Source organism: Paraburkholderia sp. GAS38, assembly GCF_050434965.1.
Classification (GTDB): domain Bacteria; phylum Pseudomonadota; class Gammaproteobacteria; order Burkholderiales; family Burkholderiaceae; genus Paraburkholderia; species Paraburkholderia phenazinium_A.
The window spans coordinates 90,264-108,793 of sequence record NZ_JBNDJO010000022.1 but is presented as its reverse complement, the minus strand read 5'-3'; the positions used below and the strand labels follow the sequence as shown (position 1 = coordinate 108,793).

General features: G+C 62.3%; 16 protein-coding genes. 7 read left to right on the top strand and 9 right to left on the bottom strand.

Going from position 1 to position 18,530, the window contains the following annotated elements; all coding sequences use genetic code 11:
- Nucleotides 1-315: 315 nt before the first annotated feature.
- From P3T42_RS35180 to P3T42_RS35155, 6 genes are all read right to left on the bottom strand, one after another.
- Nucleotides 316-1,101, bottom strand: a complete 786-nt coding sequence (locus P3T42_RS35180) for an FRG domain-containing protein (protein ID WP_074294208.1) — start codon at nucleotides 1,099-1,101, stop codon at nucleotides 316-318.
- A gap of 106 nt (nucleotides 1,102-1,207) precedes the next feature.
- Nucleotides 1,208-2,515 carry an MFS transporter gene (locus P3T42_RS35175; RefSeq protein WP_429308600.1) on the bottom strand — a complete coding sequence of 436 codons (1,308 nt, stop codon included), beginning with the start codon at nucleotides 2,513-2,515 and terminating at the stop codon, nucleotides 1,208-1,210.
- Nucleotides 2,516-2,566: 51 nt separating this feature from the next.
- Nucleotides 2,567-4,396: a phosphonate metabolism protein/1,5-bisphosphokinase (PRPP-forming) PhnN gene (phnN, locus tag P3T42_RS35170; RefSeq protein ID WP_429308599.1), complete on the bottom strand. Its 1,830-nt coding sequence runs from the start codon at nucleotides 4,394-4,396 to the stop codon at nucleotides 2,567-2,569.
- Nucleotides 4,397-4,399: 3 nt separating this feature from the next.
- Nucleotides 4,400-5,236 (bottom strand): carboxylating nicotinate-nucleotide diphosphorylase, encoded by an 837-nt coding sequence (nadC, locus tag P3T42_RS35165; RefSeq protein WP_074294205.1) that lies wholly within the window; start codon nucleotides 5,234-5,236, stop codon nucleotides 4,400-4,402.
- Between the two features lie 318 nt (nucleotides 5,237-5,554).
- A complete protein-coding gene (locus P3T42_RS35160; RefSeq protein WP_074294204.1) occupies nucleotides 5,555-5,998 on the bottom strand; it encodes a MarR family winged helix-turn-helix transcriptional regulator in 444 nt (147 codons plus the stop codon).
- Nucleotides 5,999-6,128: 130 nt separating this feature from the next.
- A complete protein-coding gene (locus P3T42_RS35155; RefSeq protein ID WP_074294203.1) occupies nucleotides 6,129-7,673 on the bottom strand; it encodes a methyl-accepting chemotaxis protein in 1,545 nt (514 codons plus the stop codon).
- A gap of 393 nt (nucleotides 7,674-8,066) precedes the next feature.
- Between P3T42_RS35155 and P3T42_RS35150 the strand changes: the two genes are divergently transcribed.
- Both P3T42_RS35150 and P3T42_RS35145 read left to right on the top strand, forming a co-directional pair.
- A complete protein-coding gene (locus tag P3T42_RS35150) occupies nucleotides 8,067-9,809 on the top strand; it encodes a phospholipase C (protein ID WP_429308598.1) in 1,743 nt (580 codons plus the stop codon).
- A gap of 175 nt (nucleotides 9,810-9,984) precedes the next feature.
- A complete protein-coding gene (locus P3T42_RS35145) occupies nucleotides 9,985-11,439 on the top strand; it encodes a cytochrome-c peroxidase (protein ID WP_429308597.1) in 1,455 nt (484 codons plus the stop codon).
- A gap of 29 nt (nucleotides 11,440-11,468) precedes the next feature.
- On the opposite strand, the gene P3T42_RS35140 is transcribed toward P3T42_RS35145, so the two are convergent.
- Nucleotides 11,469-12,212: a GntR family transcriptional regulator gene (locus P3T42_RS35140; RefSeq protein ID WP_429308596.1), complete on the bottom strand. Its 744-nt coding sequence runs from the start codon at nucleotides 12,210-12,212 to the stop codon at nucleotides 11,469-11,471.
- Between P3T42_RS35140 and P3T42_RS35135 the strand changes: the two genes are divergently transcribed.
- The 3 genes from P3T42_RS35135 to P3T42_RS35125 are packed head-to-tail and all read left to right on the top strand — an operon-like array spanning nucleotide 12,124 to nucleotide 14,072.
- Nucleotides 12,124-12,576, top strand: a complete 453-nt coding sequence (locus P3T42_RS35135) for a hypothetical protein (protein ID WP_429308595.1) — start codon at nucleotides 12,124-12,126, stop codon at nucleotides 12,574-12,576. The two genes, P3T42_RS35140 and P3T42_RS35135, sit on opposite strands and share 89 nt — an antisense overlap.
- Nucleotides 12,577-12,580: 4 nt before the next feature.
- Nucleotides 12,581-13,312, top strand: coding sequence for an MmgE/PrpD family protein (locus P3T42_RS35130; RefSeq protein WP_429308594.1), 732 nt, complete (start codon nucleotides 12,581-12,583; stop codon nucleotides 13,310-13,312).
- A gap of 46 nt (nucleotides 13,313-13,358) precedes the next feature.
- A complete protein-coding gene (locus P3T42_RS35125) occupies nucleotides 13,359-14,072 on the top strand; it encodes an MmgE/PrpD family protein (RefSeq protein ID WP_429308593.1) in 714 nt (237 codons plus the stop codon).
- 89 nt (nucleotides 14,073-14,161) lie between these two features.
- On the opposite strand, the gene P3T42_RS35120 is transcribed toward P3T42_RS35125, so the two are convergent.
- On the bottom strand, nucleotides 14,162-15,460 hold the full coding sequence (locus tag P3T42_RS35120; protein ID WP_083640219.1) for a LysR family transcriptional regulator: 1,299 nt from the start codon (nucleotides 15,458-15,460) through the stop codon (nucleotides 14,162-14,164).
- A gap of 519 nt (nucleotides 15,461-15,979) precedes the next feature.
- Between P3T42_RS35120 and P3T42_RS35115 the strand changes: the two genes are divergently transcribed.
- Complete coding sequence (locus P3T42_RS35115) at nucleotides 15,980-16,522, top strand: hypothetical protein (protein WP_429308592.1); 543 nt, start codon at nucleotides 15,980-15,982, stop codon at nucleotides 16,520-16,522.
- An 89-nt stretch (nucleotides 16,523-16,611) separates the two neighbouring features.
- Entirely contained in the window at nucleotides 16,612-17,694 is a 1,083-nt protein-coding gene (locus P3T42_RS35110) for a porin (RefSeq protein ID WP_429308591.1), read from the top strand.
- A gap of 130 nt (nucleotides 17,695-17,824) precedes the next feature.
- On the opposite strand, the gene P3T42_RS35105 is transcribed toward P3T42_RS35110, so the two are convergent.
- Nucleotides 17,825-18,526: a substrate-binding domain-containing protein gene (locus tag P3T42_RS35105; RefSeq protein ID WP_429308590.1), complete on the bottom strand. Its 702-nt coding sequence runs from the start codon at nucleotides 18,524-18,526 to the stop codon at nucleotides 17,825-17,827.
- Nucleotides 18,527-18,530 lie beyond the last annotated feature (4 nt).

Genomic DNA, 18,530 nt, shown 5'->3' with positions numbered 1-18,530 from the left:
TTATCGGCTGTTAATTTTTAAAGATCATTCGCTCAGAAGCTCTGCTTTCTTCGCGTCCGTCATCAAACGGGAGGCGAATTATGCGATGCCCTTTAGGGGACGTCAAGCGTATTTGAGAAAAAAGTTTTAGCCGTTAGATTGCGGCTTCAAGGAGGCCGTCGTTAAGCCCCGCTAAGACGAAGATTGACCTAAGAGATGGGGATGGCATCTCCCGGTCAGCCAATTTCATAGCAATCCTTATGAATTGCAGACCGATTTTGGCTATTGCACTATATGGATGGAGCACCGAGACCCATGCCCACACGATCCGTTCATTTAACCAAGCGGAGCAGCCGGCCAGACCATCTCGATCTCCACCGCAATGGAACGGGCCAGCCCGTCAAGACCCGGGAACAGCGACGCGTTCGTAATGTTCATCCGGTACAGCCACTTCATGGCATCCCCACGCACCGAGGATGGCAGCACGATCTTGCGCAGCAGTTCATCATCACTCGCATAGCCGTCGAGAATATCGGGCAACGGCCGGTCGATCACGCCTGGAACGACAAACGTGCCCGATTGCGCGATCAGGCGATCATCCATCTCCTCCGGCTCGCCGAACCAGACGACAGCATTGCTGTTGTCGAGAAAGTACTTCTCGAGATTGCCGTCCACCCGCGGATCGATCAACGTCCGGGTCAATTCGGGGGTTCCCTTCGGCAGCGCCCGGTTGTTCCATAACACCGGCGTATTGAGCGCGAAGATCGCGACGTCGGAAACCGAGCGCTCCAACGCGAAGAATGCGGCCACAAAAGGGGACTTCGTGAAGTCGAGCAGTCGCGTGGGTGCGCCATGGTGCTGCATGAGGCTCAGGCAGCGCAGGTCGTCGTCCAAAAGACTAGGATGTTGCACAAAGTTATGCGCCTTGCGCCTGAAGATGCGAATCGCGCGCTCCTCACGTGCACGCCACTGCGAGCGATCCTCCACATAGGCAAGCATGTAGCGCGACAGGGAACTCAGCAGCGGCCATTCTGCGTCCTGTTGTCCTCGAAATGCCCAGCCGTCGAGCGTTGCTGACAGCTCCATAAACTGCTTCCAGCTCGAAACGACGGTTGTTTGCATGGGCTAGTCTCCTGGACACGCATACAGAAAACTCAATGATCGCTCAACGCTTCAACGTTTGCACAGCCAGATTGAGCTGACCTCCCATTTCGTTTGCAACCGGTTTTTACACCGCACCCGGAACAGAAGCAAAATCCGCGTTATCCGCTGACGGCTTTCTCTGCAGAGGCCGCTCGGGATGCAGGAAGATCCACAGCACGGCGCCGCACGCGGCGGCGGCTCCGATCAGAAACAGGCCGCTTTCCCAACTGCCCGTGACCTTCACCGTAAAAGCAACCGCCATGGGACCGGCGACATTCGACGCAGCGCCCCACAGGTTAGTCCAGCCCGACATGACGCCGGTGTAGGCCTTGCCGAGATCCTGAGCGGCCGACCACACCACCACCTGGACGAACCCCACGGCGGCGAAGGACAGGCAAAGCAGCGCGATCACCGTCGGCATGTGCGCCGCCCGGGACGCGCCGATCAGCGCCAGCGCACTGACGACAAAGCCTGCCATCGCCACCGGCGTGCGCGCCCAGAACACCGAGCCCGTCCTCTTGAGAATCCGGTCGGAAACGGCGCCCGCGACGAACACCGCAAGAAACACTGCGACCCACGGCAACGACGCGTACATACCCATCGCCTTGAGCGACAACCCGCGTGCCCGCATCAGATAGGTGGGCAACCAGGTCGTGTAGAAACTCTGGATCAGCACCAGAAGAAAATATTGCAGCCCAAACAGCCAGAAACGCGGCTGACGGAAGCATTGCAGGAATTCGCCTTTCACCGCGGCACTTTCCTGCGGCTGCCCAGCAGCGATCAATGCCGCCTCTTCCTGCGTGATGAACGGATGCTCGGCGGGGGTATCGCGATACCCCGTCCACCAGACGAGACCCAGCAGCAAGCCGATAGCGCCGAAACCATAGAAGACGGCATGCCAGCCGAAATTCACAATCGTCCACGCCGTCAGCGGTGCGGAGATGATCGGTCCCAGGTAGAGGCCCGCGAGCAGGATGGAGTTGCCTTTCGCCCGTTCGCTGTGCGGAAACCAGCGTTTGAGGGCGACGACCCCGCTCGACCAGTCAGCGGACTGCGCCCCACCCAGCACCGCGCGGCAACCGAATAACCATGCGAAGCTCGCCCCCAGCGGCGTGACGATCATCATGGCCGACCAAAGCGCGCTGGTGGTAAACAAAACTTTGCGCGAGCCGCGACGCTCGGCCAACCGGCCTGCCGGAATCTGCCCTAACGCATAGGTCCAGAAATACACCGTGAGGATCATGGACATCTCCACGATCGACAAGCCGAACTCTTTCTGGATCGTAGGCGCGGCGACCGTCATGGCGGCGCGGTCGAGCGTCATCACGAACGTGATCGGTGCAACAAGGAACGTCACAATCTTCCAACGCAGATTCGCTGTATGAAACGACATGTCTTTGCTCCTTGGCACTGCTCGTGATCCAGGGGAAGGCAGCCTACCGCGTCACCACGAAAACGCCTCTTCGTGCAGCGCGTCGCCGATACGGATTCCCAACTTTTCTCGTGCGGCCTGGGCCGTCTCGCGCAGGATGCCGGGTTGCGAGGCATGAATGCGCAACAGCGTGTCGCCCGCGCTGACCGTATCGCCGACCCGGCAGCGTAGATCGATGCCCGCGCCCTTGCAGGCGGGCGCGCCGGCCTGGAGCGCGAGTCCGGCAATGCGCCAGCCGTCAATGTCCGTAATCACGCCGGACCGCTCGGCGTGCACGGTCTCCACATGCGGCGAAAGTGGTGCAAACTCGCGGCGTCCCTGCGCATCGACGATCCGGTCAAACGCGCGACGGGCGGCGCCTTCGTCGAGCAGGCGCTCCGCAATCGCACGTGCCGTTTGAACGTCCCCTATCGCAGGGTCCCAGGCAAGAATGCGCGAAGCGAACTTCAGCGCCTTGTCGCGCAGATCGCCGGGTGCATCCGGATCGCCGTCGAGCACCTGCAGCACGTCGCGCAGTTCGAGCGCGGGGCCAATGCCGCGGCCGATCGGCACGCGCCCATCGGTTGCGAGCGCATCCACCTGCATGCCAAGCTCCGCACCGACGCGCTCGAAGAGTTGCCCAAGCTGCTGCGCATCCTCCTGCGTGCTGAGCTTGGCTCGCGGGCCATAGGGCAGATCGACGACCACATGCGTGGCGCCGGCCGAATACTTCTTGGAGAGAATCGACGCCACCGACCAACGACGCGTGTCCAGTCCCAGCGGACGAACCATCGCATTCGTCACATCGTCCACCGGCGAATGATTGAGCCGCCCGTTCCACACGATGCAACCGCGCGCCGCCTTGACCGCCGCTCGCATCTCCACCGCATCCAGGTCGACGCGTGAGGCCGCTTCCATCGCGTCGGCCGTGCCCGAAGCTGAAGTGATCGCGCGCGAAGACGTCTTCGGCATCAACAGGCCGTATGCAGTAACGATCGGCACGACGATCAGCGTGACGCGGCTGCCAGGCACACCGCCCAGCGAATGCTTGTCGGCAACGATCTTCTCGCCCCAGTCCAGACGTGGCATGCAACGCGTGCGCACCCGCGCAAGCGCTACAACCTCTTCGTCACGCAAGCCGGTGATCAGCGCGCAAAGAATCTGCTGGCGGTCGGCAGCGCAATAACGATACCTGGCGAGATCGTCGATCAGGGCGGCATAAGCCGCCTCGTCGAGCGTTGCGCCGGCCAGCTTCGCGCGGTAGGCGTCGGCGCTCGTGGACTTGCGCGTCGCGACTCGCTCGAGCAGCGCCACGCCCTCCTGGATAGCCGCGAGAAATCGTTCGATGCCGACCGCGCTGGTCGAATCGTTGAGCACCTCGATGACCGTCACGCCCGCCGGCGGCGCGCTGACCGCGCGCGCGAGGCGCGCCTCGATCTCGGCCGCACTCTCCCGCCCTCGCGCGGCAATCCGCTGCGCCAGCAATTGCACCGGCGCGTTCACTTCGATCACCACTAACAGGTCCACGCGCCCGACGAGCAAGGGGATCACCGCACGCGAGCCGTTCGCGATGACATGGCGGCCGTCGTCCAATGCCTTCTTCAGTTCAACCGGCAGGCCATAACGCAGACCATGCGCGTCCCAGGTAATCAGGAATTGCTGGGCGGCATCGAGTGCGGCAAACTCCGCCTCGCTGACACCCACATGTGCTTCGCCGGGTGCACCGGCCGGACGGGTAATCGTGCGGGTGGCGAAGACGTAGCGAGCATCGTCGCGCAGCGCCGCTTTCGCGCCGTCGATTAGCGTGTCCTTACCGACGCCGCTCGGCCCCACCACGAAAAAGAACACGCCGCCATTGGCCATGGCTTACTCGCCGTCGTCAAGGCCGATGTCGACCGCCGGCGCCGACTGCATGATCTTGCTGGTGGAGATATAGTCCACGCCGGTTTCGGCTACGGCGCGAATCGTGTCGATGCGGATGCCGCCCGAAGCTTCCACCTTGACCTTGCCCGCCACCATCTGCACCGCCGTAATCATGTCGGCAACGGACATGTTGTCGAGCATGATCACATCCACCTCGGTCTCCAGCGCTTCGGCAACCTGGTCGAGCCGATCGCATTCCACTTCGACCTTGGTCAGCACCGGCAACTGCCGGCGTGCACGCTCGACCGCCGACTTGATGCTTCCGCACACCGCGATGTGGTTGTCCTTGATCATCACGCCGTTATCGAGCCCGAGCCGATGATTGAGGCCGCCGCCGCAGCTCACCGCATGCTTTTCGAGCATTCGCAGGCCCGGCGTTGTCTTGCGGCTGTCCAGCAGACGCGCTTTCGTCCCCTGGATGGCCTCGACGTAGCGGGCCGTTTCGTTGGCGATGCCGCTCATGCGCTGCACGATGTTGAGCGCCGTGCGCTCTGCCGTCAGGATGCTGCGGGCTGAGCCGCGCACCGCGAGCAGGATGCCGCCGCGGCCAATCCGTTCGCCGTCCCGCACGCGCACGTCGATCTGCAATGAAGGATCGTAGCGGGCAAAGATCCGCGCGGCGACCTCGATGCCGGCGACGATCAGCGGCTCACGCGCATTCATCACGAACGCGCCCACATCGCCCGCGTCGATCATGGTCTGCGCCGTCAGGTCGCAATAGCCGATGTCTTCCAACAACCACGTGTCGATCAACCGATCCACCGCAAATTGGTCGTACATGACAACTCCTGATAGATGAAGGCCCTCGCTCGATCGTCTGCGCGATCAATGTTTTCATAGCGTACACGCTTCAATATTCGTCAACAAGAAAATTTCCACAGAGACTCGTGTGGCAGCGCGAAGCCGATTTCTCTGACCAATTAGCGGCTGGAATGCGATAGCAGGAAGCGGAGCCTCCATCCCCATTCAGGATGCGCGGCTCCGCTCATAGTGCATGCGCTATTTATTTCACGAATGTGAAGGGCAGCGGCGGACGCCGCTGAGTTGCGGGTATGAACGTAATCGGCAGGAAGAAGCGCCGCGGGAATCCGCGAGCCGTTATTCCGCGTCGGAACCCATCATCTTGCGCAGCAGAAACGTCAGCGCGACGCGCTCCGCCGGATTCAGTTCGCCATAAGTCCGCTCGGTCACATCTTTGGCGAAGGGTACGGTGCGCTCGATCAGCGCCAGCCCCTGGGGCGTTGCGCGCACCAGCAATTTGCGGCCGTCGCTCGGGTCCGCGGACACCACGACCAGACCGCGCGCCTTCAACCGCTCGACGACGCCACGGATCGTGGCCTGATCGATGGCGGTGGTCTTGACGATTTCGTTCAAGGAACAGGCCTTATGCTCGCGCACGGCGCATAAGGTCACGAACTGCGCAGCGGTCAGATCGGAGTCGGGAATCGCTTCCTGGAAGATGGCGACGTGGCGCTGATAGGCCCGCCGCAGCAGATGACCTATCTGATCATGGAAGTCGTAGTTATCGTGGCTGGACGTCATGGTGCATGGCCAAAGCGGAATATATACAGTGTACGCTCTTCATCCCCGCCTCCATAAAGCGTGCCATGAACCGTCGCGGCAGCCCTGCCGCGACAACCGGCGCGCATCAAGGCCACGCCCCGGACGGACGCTATAGCTTGAAGGTGGAGACGCTCTCCGCCAGACCCTGCGCCTGCTCGCGCATCGAAAGAGACGCGGAGGCCGATTCCTCGACAAGCGCCGCATTGCGCTGCGTCGCTTCGTCGATCTGCGCGACCGCGTGTCCGACCTGCACGATACCGTCGCTCTGCTCGGCGGAGGCCGACGCAATCTCCTGCATGATCGCCGCTACCCGTTGCACCGAGACCAGGATTTCATCCATGCACCGGCCTGCGTTGCCGACCAGCGTCGCGCCTTTCTCCACGTGCGAACCGGACGCGTCAATCAGCTTTTTGATGTCTTTCGCGGAGACTGAGGAACGTTGCGCCAGATTGCGCACCTCGGCGGCGACCACGGCGAAGCCTTTGCCGTTTTCGCCGGCACGCGCGGCCTCGACCGCCGCGTTGAGCGCGAGGATGTTGGTCTGGAAAGCGATGCCTTCGATGATCCCGAGGATCTCGTTGATATGTTCGGTACTCGTCTGGATCTGATCCATCGTCGCGACCACTTCCGACACCACCTCGCTGCCGCGAATCGCCGAGCTCGACGCGCCCCCGGCCAGCAGCGAAGCCTGTTGCGCATTCTCGGCGTTCTGCCTGACTACCGCGGTCAGGCGTTCCATACTGGCAGCCGTCTCCTGCAGCGATGCCGCCTGTTGCTCGGTGCGTGCCGACAGGTCCGCATTGCCGGCGGAGATCTGGTTGGTCGAGGTCCCGATCGTTTGAGCGGCTTCGACGATCGTCACGACGGTTTCCCGCAGACGTGTCTGCATCTCGCGCGCCCGGAACAGGAGGCTGTGGGCGTCGCCCTCGTTCAACCTGATTGGATAACTCAGATCGCCGCTGGCCGTGGCCTGCACGACCTCGGCAACGTATTCGGGCGCACCGCCGATGGTGCGGAACAGACTCCGGTTGACCAGGTAGACGATAAACGACAACGCCGCGCCGATGACGGACACCGCAATCGCCAACTGGATCAGCGAGGCAATAAACGCATTGTCGATATCGTCGAGATACGCACCCGTGATGAACGACCAGTCCCAAGGCTTATAGGTCAAGACATGGCTACGCTTGCGTACCGGCCTGGACGATCCCAGACGCGGCGTCGCGTAGTCGACGAAACCCTCGCCCGAGCCTTGCGCGATCGCGGCCATGGCGCGGTAAACGTATTTGCCGTTAGCGTCGCGATAGTCGCCGAAGTACTTGCCTTCGGTCTCCGGCTTGGACGGATTCATCACCGCGTGCGACGCCGAATCGACAATCGAAATATAGCCGTCCTGACCGTAGCGGATGATCCGCAGTTCGGCCAGCGCCTGCTTCTTCGCCTCGGCAAGCGGCAACGTGCCTTTGTCCGCCAGCGCCGCGTATCTGAGCGTGATCTGCATGGCGATGTCGCCGGCATCCTTTAGCGCGCGCTCACGCTCCTGCAGGCGAGCCTGATACGCCTGCCAGGCGCCGAAGGCCGCCACGCAGACCAGACACAGGAGCGACAGGCCTAAAGGAATCCACAACCGCTGTTTGAATGTGAGCATACGCATGACGTCTCTGCAGGAGTAAGCGAATACGCGCGTCTACGGCAAATGCTGTTGATACTTTATATGGCGTTGTGGATCGGTCCCCTCAACAATTCGAGAGCATACACTACAAATAAATGCCTGCGCGACGCGTGGGCCGCGCCGATCCCCCGCAGAAAACTCCCGATAGCCGCCAGGATTCGTCAAAACCCGGCTCGCGCTTCCTAAAAACTTGCACGTGTTTGCCCACTGAAGGCTAATAGTCAGGTTCGTGTCCGAAAACTTTCATCCTTTGGTGGTCCAATTCGCCGAGCTTTAACCCGTAGTCGAGGCGGTCGCGTTTCTAACAACAATCCCCAGCACCCATCCACACACGCATTGATGGAAGGGCTGGGCAGCGAATCTGGAGCCCCACAAATGTTTCGTAGAACCCTTTTGCCCATTCCGTTTGCCGCCGCACTATTTGTGCTGAGCGCATGCGGAAGCAACAACGTCAGCACGCCGGCCGCCTCTGCGCCCGCCGCGTCGGCGCCGGTTGCCGCCATCTCCGCACAAGACGCGCTGCCGACGGCAACGCCGATCAAGCACGTGGTTGTGATCTTCGGTGAAAACCGTTCGTTCGACCACTACTTCGGTACTTACCCGACCGCGCAAAACCCGGTGGGCGAACCGACGTTCACGGCAGCAGCGAACACCCCGACTACGATCAACAACCTGAATCAACTCTCGCTGCTGACGGCCAACCCGAACTTCCTGAACACGGCGAACAACGCGTTCTCCGCGGGCAGCGGCATCAACCCGTTCCGCCTCGACCGCAGCCAGGCCAACACGAACGGTCAGTCGCACGACTACCGCAACGAACAGCTCGCCTACGACAACGGCGCAGCCGACCTGTTCCCGAAGTACACGGGTAACAACAGCGCCAGCAACGGCTCGGAATTCGGTACGCCGGGTCTCGTGATGGGCTACTTCGACGGCAACACGGTCACGGGGCTCTGGAACTATGCCCAGAACTTCGCGATGAGCGACAACATGTACACGGACACGTACGGTCCGTCGACGCCGGGCGCACTCGAAGTGGTTTCGGGCCAGACGAACGGTGCGATTCCGGCCAACGGCGCAGCGCAAAGCGACAACGTCATCGCCGACGGCGCCGGCGGCTTCACGATGAACGGCGACTCCGATCCGACGGGCGACAAGTGCTCGTCGACGTCGACCACGGACAACGCCGTGCTGAGCTCGAACAACAAGAACATCGGCGACCTGCTCAACGCGAAGAACATCACGTGGGGCGGCTTCATGGGCGGCTTCAACCTGACCATCACGAACCCGAACGGCACCACGGGTTGCAGTCGCAGTACATACTCGCCGATCCTCGGCAGCACGCCGAAGACGGACTACACGCCGCACCACAACTGGTTCCAGTACTTCGCGACGACGCAGAACCTGCTGCACACGCGCCCGACGTCGACCGCGCTGATCGGCTTCACCGATCCGCTCGATGCGACGGCTACGCCGGTTCACCACCAGTACGACGTGAACGACTTCTTCGCCGCTGTCTCGTCGGGTAACTTCCCGTCGGTCAGCTACATCAAGGCACCGGCTATCGCCGACGCGCACCCGGGCAATTCGGATCCGCTCGACGAGCAGGCGTTCGAAACGAACCTCGTGAACTTCATCGAGCAGCAGCCGGACTGGAAGAACACCGCCATCATCATCACGTACGACGATTCGGACGGCTGGTACGACCACGCTTATACGCCACCGACCACGTCGTCGTTCGACGCGACGGCCGATCAGTTGAACGGCGCCGGTACGTGTAACGTGGCGGGCGCAACGCAAGGTGTCGGTGTGACGGGCGCGCTGGTCAACGGCCGTTGCGGTCCGGGCACGCGTATTCCGCTGATCGTGATCTCGCCGTATGCCAAGGTCAACTACATCGACCATACGCAGATCACGCAGGCTTCGGTGGTCAAGTTTATCGAAGACAACTGGCTCGGCAGCACGCGTCTCGGCAACGGTTCGCATGACGCAACGACGGGCAGCATCATGTCGCTGTTCAACTTCTCGAATGGCGGTTCGACGCCGCCGCTGTACCTCGACACGAACCTGGGCACCAAGCTCTCGGCTCCGCCGGCAGTGTCGACGACGACGGACTAAGTAGCCACACAGGTTTGCTCAGTTGATCTGTCCGTCATGCCGCAGGTGCTGTTCGGTCCTGCGGCGTGACGTTTTCTGGGCAGCCTGATAACAGACAATCAGTAGGGGCGTCGAGCCAGCCGGTACGGTGGCTCGATTTGCTTATTTGCAGTTCAGCTTTGCTACCGCTATCGCCATGAATCTTCCTTCGAACGCCACCTTGCCTTCGCAACTGCCCACCGGAAGCGGCCCTTCTCCCGAAGCCGCCAAGCGCTCCTTGCGGCGCCGGATCCTGTGGATACTACTGGGCATCGTACTCGCAGCCGTCGTTGTAGTGGGCTATGCGTTGATCTATCCGGAGCGTATGCCCGCGGCGATCGGTGACAAGGTTGAGGACCTGACGGGGGCCAATGCCCACCCGATCAAACTTTTACGTCCGCCGGTCGCGCCGCTTAGCACGGTCGCCATACTCGGCAGAGAAATGTTCAACGATCCGTCGCTTTCGGCGTCGGGCAAGCAGTCGTGCGCGTCGTGCCATAGCGCCGCCCATGCGTTTGGGCCACCTAACGATCTCGCCGTCCAGCTCGGCGGCCCCCATATGACGGACGCCGGTTATCGGCCCGTGCCCTCGATCGCCTATCTGTACCGCCAGGCGCCGTTCAGCATCGGTCCCGACCAGGGCGATACCGACGCCGCGCCGATCAGCCTCGATGTCCTCGCCTCCGACGCACAAGGTGTGGAACGCGCGCAGAAAAATGCCGGCGTCGCGCCTGTCGCGCCTGCCATGGTCCCGCAAGGCGGGCTCTTCTGGGACGGCCGCGCCAGCACGCTGCAGGAACAGGCGCTGGGACCGATGACGAACCCGGTCGAAATGGCGAACCCGAGCGTGGCTTCGGTGGCTGACAAGCTAAAGCATTCGAAGTACATCGGGACGCTCAAGCAACTGTTCGGTCCGCGCGTCGTCAGCGACCCGAACCTGCTGGTCTCGGAGGCCATGTTCGCGATTGGCCGCTACCAGTTCGAAGATCCGGCGTTCCATGAGTTCTCGAGCAAGTACGATGCATGGCTCGAAGGACATGCCCGCCTCACGCAGGCCGAACTGCGTGGCCTGCGCCTGTTCAACAACAAAGACAAAGCGAATTGCGCAGGCTGCCATTTGAGCCAACCGGGTTCGGACGGACTTCCGCCGCTGTTCACGGATACCCAGTACGAAGCGCTGGGCGCCCCGCGCAATCGCGAACTGGCGCAGAACAAGGATCCGAAGTTCTACGACATGGGTATCTGCGGCCCGTTCCGCAGCGACATGGCGAAACAGACGCAGTATTGCGGCATGTTCCTCACGCCGACGCTGCGCAACTCGGCAACGCGCGGTGTGTTCTTCCACAACGGCGTGTACCGCACCCTCAAGCAGGTCATGGATTTCTACAACCTGCGCAACACGAGCCCGGAAAAGATCTATCCGCGTGACGCGTCGGGCAAGGTCATGGTGTACGACGATCTGCCTGCGCAATACCGTGCGAACATCGACGTAGCGGATGCGCCGTTCGACCGCAAGTTCGGCGACAAGCCCGCGATGACCGATCAGGACATCAACGACATCATTGCGTTCGTCAAGACGCTCAACGACGGCTACGAAGGCGGTAGCAAGTAAGCTCGATACGCTAACGTGGGTCCGGCAGCCTATCGAAGGCTGCCGGTTTCATTGCCCGCTCCGTTGCTGTTCTCCCCGCTGTTCTCTCCAACCGTTTCGGTCCCCCAGGCGTGCTCGATGGCCTGCAACGCACCCAGCACGATCGAGCGATTCAACGCGGCAGCCAGCGTCCCATCCCGTTCGGCATACGCCTCGCACAGCCGTTGATGATCCGCGCATGAACGCTGCAGACGGCCGGGCAGCGTCGTACTGAGGTGACGCAGGCGATTGATCCGCATCCGCATCGAATCCAGCACTTCCTTGAAAATGCCGTTGCGGCTGACACGCAGTTCTTCGTCGCGAAACGCCACATTGGCCCAGAAATAACCGTCGACGTCCCCCTTGGCCGCCACCTCTGCGAGACGCCGATGCGCGCGCCACAGCGAATCGATATCGTCGGCGCTCGCTTGTTCGACGATGGCCAGCGAAACCTGCGCATACAGGATGGCCCGGAGTTGGTAGATTTCGCGGACGTCCTTCAGATTGACAGCGGACACCCGTGGCCGCCTGCGCGGCGGCCAGTCCACGAGACCTTCGCGGCTCAACACGAACAATGCTTCGCGTACCGGTGTGCGACTGACGCCGAAGCGTTTCGCGAGATCGACCGAGTTCAGGTCGTCGCCCGGACGCAGCCGGCCCTCGATAATGCCGCGCGCCACCGAGTCGACGATGTCCGCTACCGGCGACGCGTCTACTTCATCCGCCTCGGCCGGTTTGCCGCCTGGCTCATCCATTGCATCCCCTTTCCTAACGCCGTTCCGCGGCCCGCAATACGAGGACGCGCGGGTGGTGCAGGACGACGTCAAGGCGATCCGCTCAAGGACGACGCTCACGCCGGATGCGTCGGTCAATCGCGACGAAGTGTTCATCGAAGCGCGCCTGAGGGACGGCTCGGTTTTGAAACACCATGTCGAACATGCGCGCGGCAGTCTTGCACGCCCGCTGACCGACGACGAACTGATGGACAAGGTTCGCTTGCTGGTGGACCCCCATCTGGGCGACGGCACGACCGCGCGGCTCGCAACGGCGGTAGCCGGATTGGACACCGCGCCGGATCTCGCTGCGCTGTTCAAACTTTGCGTCCCTAACGAGGAATAGAACCATGCATAACCCCGTCGCTCATTCCGCCGTCTCCGATGCGCTTGTGAAGTTTGCCTGCACCCCACTGACCGATCAGCGTGTGCAGACCGCCGCAGGCGATGCGCTTGCACAGGCGCGCAGGCGTGTTGCTGCCGCCGGTGATGCCCGGCAGAAGATTGCGGATCTTCTGAAATCGCAAGGCAGTGCGCCGAACGACACGCGCGTGCGCGCCTGGGTGCTCGGCGCGGCACTGGCGACGCAGTCGCCCGCATCGACGGCGACACCGGTTCTTGCCGCGGCGATAGCCGTGGGAGAAAAGCTTGCGGCAGCCGACGACGAGATCGCAGCGGCAGCCGCCATCGGTATGGAAGCCGCGGCGCGCGTGCTCGCTGCCGTCGATAGCGAGGCGTTTCGTTCGCGCTGGAACGTTGCGTCCACGGTGGGCATTCTCGGTGCAGTACTCGCCGTTTCGCGCCTGTTGGCGCTTGGTGAAACGCGCACGCGTCACGCGCTCGGCATCGCCGCCACCCAGGCCGCCGGACTCGCGCGCAATGCTCAGGAATCGATCGCGGCTATCGAAACCGGCAAGGCCGCAGCCGATGCCGTCGAAGCGTCGCTGCTCGCCAAGCATGGCTTCACCAGTGCGCCCGCCTCGATTGACGGCCGCCGCGCGTTTGCTGCGCTAATGGCCTACCGGTTCGACGCGCTTGCGATCATGGGGAACCTGGGTACGCATTGGATTTCGTTGGACTGAGCGAGATCGGACCCGGCTCCAGCGAGACACAACCACGAGAGGTGACATGTCAGGACATCCGATGCTGTCGCGCCGCCGCGTGCTGCAGTATGCCGGCGCCCTCGCCGCCATGGCCGCGACGCCTGTTTGCATTCGCGCAGCCGAAAGCGCCGACATCACCGGGCGGCTCGCGCGCTACATGGTGGCAGCACGGAACAACCCGCTGCCCGATCCGGTGCTGCTTGAATGCAAGCACCGCATTCTCGACACTTTCGGTGCGATGGTTTCGGGCTCGCGCATGAAGCCTGGTGAAATGGCCGTGCACTATGTGCAGGGACTCGGCGGCACGCCGCAGGCCTCGGTGATCGGCGCAAGCTTTCGCACGACGACGGTCAACGCGGCGCTAGCCAATGCGATGTGCGCACACTCGGATGAGACCGACGATTTCGAGCCGGTCACCAAGGCGCATCCCGGCAGTTCGGTTGTGCCGGCCGCGCTGGCGATGGCCGAGAGTGAGGGACGTAGCGGTCAGGACTTCATTCGCGCGGTGGCGCTGGGGTATGACCTGGCGTGCCGCCTGTTGATGGCGCTCGGGCCCGATCTGGTACGCGGCGCGCACCGCAGCGCTGAAGGGACCGCATCCACTTTCGGCGCGCTCGGCGCGACCGCTTCGCTGGCGCAACTCGACGAGCAAGGTATGCGTTTCGCGATCTCGTATTCTGCCCAGCAGGTGTCGGGGCGAGCGAATCAACAAGCTGGAGACGATGGCGGATATTCGTGAGCTGAGACCATTGATCACGGCCTGAGCCTCAAGCACGGTTCGGGTTCCCGGCGCACCCTTGCGTCTGCTGCCGCCCCAACCTGCTTGCACTATCGGACTTTCTGCGGGTCGAGATCAAAGACCTGGCTGACTCGCTCGTCGCTGTAGTGGCGTATGACCCCCGGCGGTGTCAGCTCCGCCACCGCGAGGCGAATTGCATCGATCGACGCCCGCGCCGCCGGCGAGGGGGTCCCCTCCGCTCGCATCGTCAAGCCGATATCGCGCCCGGTGTGATGAAACGGTACATCGAGCACGACGAGTTCGCCCGACTCGCACTCGTAATGCAATTGCTGCGCGGAGACCGCCGCCACCATGTCGGTACGCAGCAGCAGCCCACGAATGACCGCGAGGTCTGCCGTTTCGACGGTCGGCATCGGCGACTTGATCTTGGCCCGTCGAAATTGCGAATCGAACAGCCCGCGCGCCGGCGCGTTGCTGCGCGGCAGAATCCATTGTGCGTGGCGCAGATCCGCTATCGTGAGTCCACGCACATTCGCGAGGGGGTGGTCGCGGCGCGCCAGTGCGACCATGTCTTCCGTCATCAAGCGCTCATTGTGCAGGCCGCTAGCAGGCTCGTTGTCACGCAACGCCCCGAGGATGAAATCGATGTCGCCGGCCCGTAGCCTGGCAACGAGCGTTTCATAGGCGCTCTCGTCGGTCACCACACGCACGCCGGGATGCCGCGCAGTGAGACGCGCAATCGCATTCGGAAGGATCAGCGTACGGCCAAGCGGCAGCGCGCCCACCGTCACCGCGCCCTGGATGTTGCCGTGCAACTCGGCGATGTCATCCGGGACATGGCGCAACTCGTTCAGCGCCCGTCCTACGTGCAGCAGAAAGGTTTCACCCTCAGTGGTCAGCAAGATGCCGCGCGGACTCCGATGGAACAGCCGCAGACCCGACCCGCTCTCGAGAACCCGGATAGCGCTGCTCACCGCAGGCTGGCTGATGCCGAACGAGCTGGCCGCGGTCGGCATATGGCGATGGCGCGCCAGTGCGACGAAAATCTGCAGCCTTCGCGTGTTCAGCAGATACGCCGGCAGCGTGCCTTCGGCAGGGGCGCGACGGCGCGCCTGCCGCGCCGCGCTCCATAGCGCCAGCGCGCCGATCTCGGCAAAGATTCGCTCGCAACGCTTGAGTACGGCGCGCCCGGTTGGCGTGGGCAACATGCCGGACGGTTTGCGCTCGAAGAGCGCTTCGCCAAGCGCCGACTCCAGTTCCTTGACGGATCGCGTCACGGCGGATTGCGCACGAAACAGATCGGCGGCAGCCCGTGTCGCACTGCCGGTCTCGGCAACCAGCTTGAACGCACGCAGATGCGCCAGGTTAAGTAGTTCGTTGTTGCTCACGGTGACCTGTCAAAGAGTAGAGCGTGACATTCAGCAAGGGGGGCCCAAGTCCACGTTATCCCGCCACTACGACGAGCGGGCCTCGCGAAGCCGATCGGCGGCGCGCTCGTGACTGTTGCACCACGGGTACAGCCGCGCTTGCGACTTCGTTCTTTTGCCATCTGATCTCTTTATGACCTGACGATCGAATCACCTTCGATCCAAGCCTGCGCCGAAGCTTCGGGATACCAACGGAACCTTACACCGCGCGGATTCCAGCAGCATACTCTGCCCCACAGCAAACGCAAAACCTCGTGGAATCGGTACTTTTACTGGCCTCGCGACTGGTTAACCCCAACTTTCAGCGATCCGCCTCCTTTCTATATGGTGGTCTCCCAACCGATCCGCTTCCTTGCTCGTCCGGCGGCGGCGACGTATCGAATACGGGCATGGGTCCGGCTAAAGACGTAGGCACACGAAACCGGCCCGGCCCCTTTGCGTACGACATTTCTATATGAATTTCTTGAGGAGACTAACAACATGGGTGGCAACTTCAGCGTGAGCGGTCATGACGTCAACGGTTCGACGTCGAACACTTCAGACAAGCAGGATCTCAAGACCATCATTCGCGCGGGCGCGATGGGTGGCGTGACCGGCGCGGTATGCATCTGGATTTACGAGGCGCTGATCTGGGTTGGCGTGCAGCACCTGATGCCGCTCGCAGGCATTCCACGCAATGCCACCGGCCTCGTTTTCGGCAAGGCCTTTCAGGAGGCGCTAGGCATCTGGGCTTATTTGCTCGGCACAGCTATCCACTTTGTGTTTGCGATCGCCTGGGGGGTCCTGTTTGCGGTGATCTGGCCGTACTTTCGTCGACGCGGCTACGAAGCCACGTTCGTTGCCCTGTTTTACGCCATCCTCGCCTGGGTCGCGATGCACGTGGCGATCATGATCACCTCGGACAATCACCCGAACTACTACGATCCCAACGTGATCATTGGCGGCTTCATGTCGCACTTCTGCTTCACCGTCCCCCTCGCGCTGACCGTCAAACGAATCCTGGCATCGAAACCGGAGGCGTAATCCGACAAGGCTGGATCTGATGCACTAAATAAAACGAGACGAGGCAGACAATGAATCGAAGAAAAATAGTACTACTTACCGCGCTGGCATTGGAACTGACGTTCGCCGGTCAGGCCCGCGCACAATCGTCCGTCACGCTGTACGGGGTGCTCGACGAGTTCGTGGGCTACCAGTCGACCAAGGTCAGCGGGAAAAGCACATCGCTGGTTGCCCTCGGCAACAACGGAGAGCTGACGAGCCGCTGGGGGATACGCGGATCTGAGGATCTGGGCGGTGGATACCGCGCCGTCTTCGACCTGGAGAACGGCTTCGATCCGGGTACAGGCAATGTCCAGAACGCTTACCGCTTCTTCGACAGACAGGCGTGGGTGGGTATTGCCGCGCCGTATGGTGAAGTGAGACTTGGCCGTCAAAACACCCCCATGTTCGCCTGGAGCGGCAATCTGGATGCGTTCAGCGCGGCAACGTATGGCTCCGGCTATAACAACTTTGCCAACTGGCTGGCTCGCGTCGATAACGACATTTCGTACATCTCCCCGAAAATTTCGGGCACCCAGGTCGAGCTTCACTATTCGGTTGGGGGGCAGCCAGGCTCGCTGGCGGAAGATGCCGTCTACCAGGCTGCGGTCCAGTCGAACGTGGGGCCGGTCTATCTTGCGTTGGCCTATCTGAATGCAGCCAATTCCACGAACACCGTCCGTGTTCAGGAAATCATGGCGGGGGCGAACTACGACTACGGTTGGGGGAAGATCTACTTCGGCTTCTTCAGGGCCAATGACATCATCTCCGCCACGACCGGCAACGCCCTGGCCAATCCCGCCGGCAAATACAATCCGGCAACGGGTCCGGTCGGCAACGTAGCGGGCAATTACCACAACACCTATTCGTTCTCTGCCGATTACCACATCAGTCCGTTCCTGAGCATAGGTGCCGGATACGCGTTCATCACGGATAGCTCGTCGCTGGACAACACCGCGCGCGAATTCAGCGCCATCGTCAACTATGACCTCTCAAAGGCCACGCGACTCTACGCCGTCGTGTCGAGGCTGAATAACTCCAACTCGGCGCAGTACAAGATGACGGGCGCCAGCATCACAACGGGAGCGTTCCTGACGCCTGGCGCGGGTCAGAGCGAAACCGGCGCACAGATCGGCATTCGTCATCTGTTCTGACGCAACGGCTTGGCCCGGGTAACGGAGATCGTTATCCGGGCAACAAAGCTGATTGCGTGGTTTGAGCCTGGTGTTTTTTTCGTCGAGCCGACGAGCTCTTGAGGCAGAACTTAAAGGGCAAGCGCAGCGGTCACACCGGTTCCATTCCGTGATCGAGCTTGGCTCGGGCAGCCTCGGGCGAGGCCAGAAAGGCAAGCAATGCCTGCGCAGCTTCACGCTGCTCGGACGCCGCACAGACCGCAGCGGAGAACACCGTCACGATCTGGACGTCAGCCGGCAAAGCGCCGATAACGTCGATGCCGGGCAAGTGCATCAACTCACTCAATTGCTGAAAGCCGAGTTCGACCTCGCCGCGCGCGATTAGTGTGCCGACCGGCACACCAGGCGGCGCCTGGACTAGGCGCGGCGCGAGCGTCTCGGCAATGCCCCAGCGCTCGAACAAAAGCATCAACTGCGTACCGCTCGGCCCCGTCGAATAACCAACGTTGCGCGCAGCCAGAACGGCCTCGCGCAACGCTGCTGCCGTGCTGATGTCAGGCCGCGGCGCGCCGGCGGCCACCGCGATCGCCACGCCCGAACGGGCCAGATCGACGCGGCTACCCGGCACGATCCGGCCGTCGGCCGCGAGCCGCTCGATTGCGTCGGCTGCAAGCACGACGATATCGAAAGGCTCGCCCTCCTGCACGCGTCGAGCGGCCGCGACACCGCCAACTGACTCGATCGCGACCCGCTCGCCAACACGCCGCGCGTATTCCTCAACCAACTCCGCCAGCAGGTTTCGCGTGGCCATCGAAGAGATGCCGGTGATCGGCTGACTCAGGGTGTCATTCATGGCC

Coding starts and splice junctions, on each gene's coding strand:
- P3T42_RS35140 (WP_429308596.1), bottom strand. CDS start 12,212: ATGGATGAGCCAGGCGGCAAACCGGCCGAGGCGGATGAAGTAGACGCG.
- P3T42_RS35135 (WP_429308595.1), top strand. CDS start 12,124: ATGCCGCGCGCCACCGAGTCGACGATGTCCGCTACCGGCGACGCGTCT.
- P3T42_RS35155 (WP_074294203.1), bottom strand. CDS start 7,673: ATGCGTATGCTCACATTCAAACAGCGGTTGTGGATTCCTTTAGGCCTG.
- P3T42_RS35160 (WP_074294204.1), bottom strand. CDS start 5,998: ATGACGTCCAGCCACGATAACTACGACTTCCATGATCAGATAGGTCAT.
- P3T42_RS35150 (WP_429308598.1), top strand. CDS start 8,067: ATGTTTCGTAGAACCCTTTTGCCCATTCCGTTTGCCGCCGCACTATTT.
- P3T42_RS35130 (WP_429308594.1), top strand. CDS start 12,581: ATGCATAACCCCGTCGCTCATTCCGCCGTCTCCGATGCGCTTGTGAAG.
- P3T42_RS35115 (WP_429308592.1), top strand. CDS start 15,980: ATGGGTGGCAACTTCAGCGTGAGCGGTCATGACGTCAACGGTTCGACG.
- phnN (WP_429308599.1), bottom strand. CDS start 4,396: ATGGCCAATGGCGGCGTGTTCTTTTTCGTGGTGGGGCCGAGCGGCGTC.
- P3T42_RS35105 (WP_429308590.1), bottom strand. CDS start 18,526: ATGAATGACACCCTGAGTCAGCCGATCACCGGCATCTCTTCGATGGCC.
- P3T42_RS35125 (WP_429308593.1), top strand. CDS start 13,359: ATGTCAGGACATCCGATGCTGTCGCGCCGCCGCGTGCTGCAGTATGCC.
- P3T42_RS35145 (WP_429308597.1), top strand. CDS start 9,985: ATGAATCTTCCTTCGAACGCCACCTTGCCTTCGCAACTGCCCACCGGA.
- nadC (WP_074294205.1), bottom strand. CDS start 5,236: ATGTACGACCAATTTGCGGTGGATCGGTTGATCGACACGTGGTTGTTG.
- P3T42_RS35175 (WP_429308600.1), bottom strand. CDS start 2,515: ATGTCGTTTCATACAGCGAATCTGCGTTGGAAGATTGTGACGTTCCTT.
- P3T42_RS35180 (WP_074294208.1), bottom strand. CDS start 1,101: ATGCAAACAACCGTCGTTTCGAGCTGGAAGCAGTTTATGGAGCTGTCA.